The organism is Psychrobacter sp. AOP7-C1-14, assembly GCF_052376135.1.
Classification (GTDB): Bacteria; Pseudomonadota; Gammaproteobacteria; order Pseudomonadales; family Moraxellaceae; genus Psychrobacter.
In genome coordinates, this window is sequence record NZ_JBQSVH010000039.1 from 1 (window position 1) to 2,033 (window position 2,033).

Consider the following 2,033-nt stretch of genomic DNA (forward strand, 5'->3'; position numbering starts at 1 on the left):
GTTTGATCACGTTATAACTTGGATAGCCTAGCTCGATTTTATAATCATCGCGTCCACGCTCAGCTTTTACCTTAATCTTACGATCACCATTTTTATATTTAACGTCTTTGACACGGTATCCCATGCTACGAACTTTACTAGCAGCTCGTTGCTCGACAACGGAGACATAGCTACCTTTATCTTTCTTTTTGTCTTTGTGCTTTTTATGTCCTTTCTTATCCTTATGAACATGTTCGTAAAGGTCGTCGTAGCCATTATAGCCGCTCGGTGTTGTCACACAGCCTGTTATCACTGCCAATAAAGCTGCGATTATGCTGCCAGTCGTTACCGTTTTTAATGTTGAAAATGATAAATTTTTCATAATGATTTCCTAATAGTATTTCGTACCTTTCTAAACCACGTTTAGTATTAATCTTTAAAATGCCACGCCTGTTTTTTCAAAACTATTATTTTAAATACGATAATCCATAGACATAACTTTGTTTATAGCATGGTGTTTGATGGTTGGATAAGATGTAAAGACAAAAGTTTTAGGCACAGTTGTCTTGATATAGAAGCGTTTTATTATCTTCGTGATGTCGTACCTTATAATGATATTAAATAGGCGTTACATATTAAAACGCTATTACTTCGACATCTGATTAGATCCCAACTGATAGATACTTTGGGCAGAATATTCTTCGAAATATCTCCTTACATTATTCATAATAGAGTATAAAACCTTGCGTTAGATGTCGTTTACGTTAAGAAGTTGTAAATGAGTACAAACGTCAGAGAGTAATCATTAGCTCAAAGACCAGCTGTCGAGTGATGGCAGATATAAGTAACCAGTTCATAAAATACTCAAATAACAATGAGGAAAAAAATGCCGCTCAAACTCATTTTGTTTTCAGGATTTGCAGGTGTCACGGTATTTATAGGTGGACTACTAGCAAACATGTTTGACCACCATATTAAAGACAGTCCAGTTAAGTCACAGTTGGTTCATACATTAATGTCTTTTGGTGCAGGTATCATTTTGTCTGCACTAGCATTGGTATTGGTACCCAAAGGGATGGATGAACTGGGTATTTGGGGAGTGATGGGATCATTTTCATTGGGTGCTATCTTGTTTATGCTAATAGATCGAAAGCTAGCATCAGCAGGTAGTCAGCAAGCAACTTTGCTTGCGATGATGATGGATTTTGTGCCAGAGTCTATTGCTTTGGGTGCTGTGTTTGCTATCGAACCACAAATGGCCTTATTGTTGGCAGTTTTTATTGGTTTACAAAACCTACCTGAATCTTTTAATTCGTTTCGCGACTTAGTACGCAGCGGTTTTAGTGTGCGAAAGACACTAGTTATATTTTTTGGATTGAGCTTTTTTGGGGTTATATCTGCATTAATCGGACATTTTTTTCTCAGTCAGCATCCTGATACTACTGCGTATCTGATGACGTTTGCGAGTGGAGGAATCTTGTATTTATTGATACAAGACATTATTCCTGAGAGTAAGCTTGACAATAATTATTTGCCATCACTGGGTGCATCATTAGGTTTTTTGGTAGGTATTATGGGTGAAATGATTATTTAGAAATCTAAAAGAAAGGTGAGTTGCTCCATTATTTAAACGTGTGTAAGCATATGCTTACACGCAATGACGTTTACGCGACTTAACATAGAAGTGAGAGTTAGGCATTATAGTTACACGGCATTAGGGAATGTGACTCAAGGATTGAGTTGACCGCATTAAGGATAATGATTCGATAGCTAGCGTCAGGATGACAATAGCGATTGAAGTAAGGACACATAACCTTTGCTGATAGCAACAGTTAATACTGAAGCTATAGTGAAAAGGGCAGGATGCCCAGTATCACAATATACTGAATATTTGTGCAAGGATGCATGAAAAGCAGTCGTGATAGGTAACATGGATGGTTAACAATAAAACCGCATAACAATTAATTGCTATGCGGTTTTATCGTGTCTGGAAGATGGTAACTTACTTACTGTCTCTGACAGTTCATTGCTAAAATATAAATTTAATATTAAAA

The 2,033-nt window shown here is 36.7% G+C and carries 2 protein-coding genes; one reads left to right on the top strand and one right to left on the bottom strand.

What is annotated here, in order from left to right:
* On the bottom strand, nt 1-361 hold a 361-nt coding region (locus ACT3QN_RS13605), incomplete at its 3' end, for a hypothetical protein (protein ID WP_444529295.1).
* 504 nt (nt 362-865) lie between these two features.
* On the opposite strand from ACT3QN_RS13605, the gene ACT3QN_RS13610 reads away from it, so the two are divergent.
* The gene (locus tag ACT3QN_RS13610) at nt 866-1,573 is read left to right on the top strand and encodes a ZIP family metal transporter (protein ID WP_444529296.1); all 708 of its coding nucleotides are present in this window, start codon (nt 866-868) and stop codon (nt 1,571-1,573) included.
* Nucleotides 1,574-2,033 lie beyond the last annotated feature (460 nt).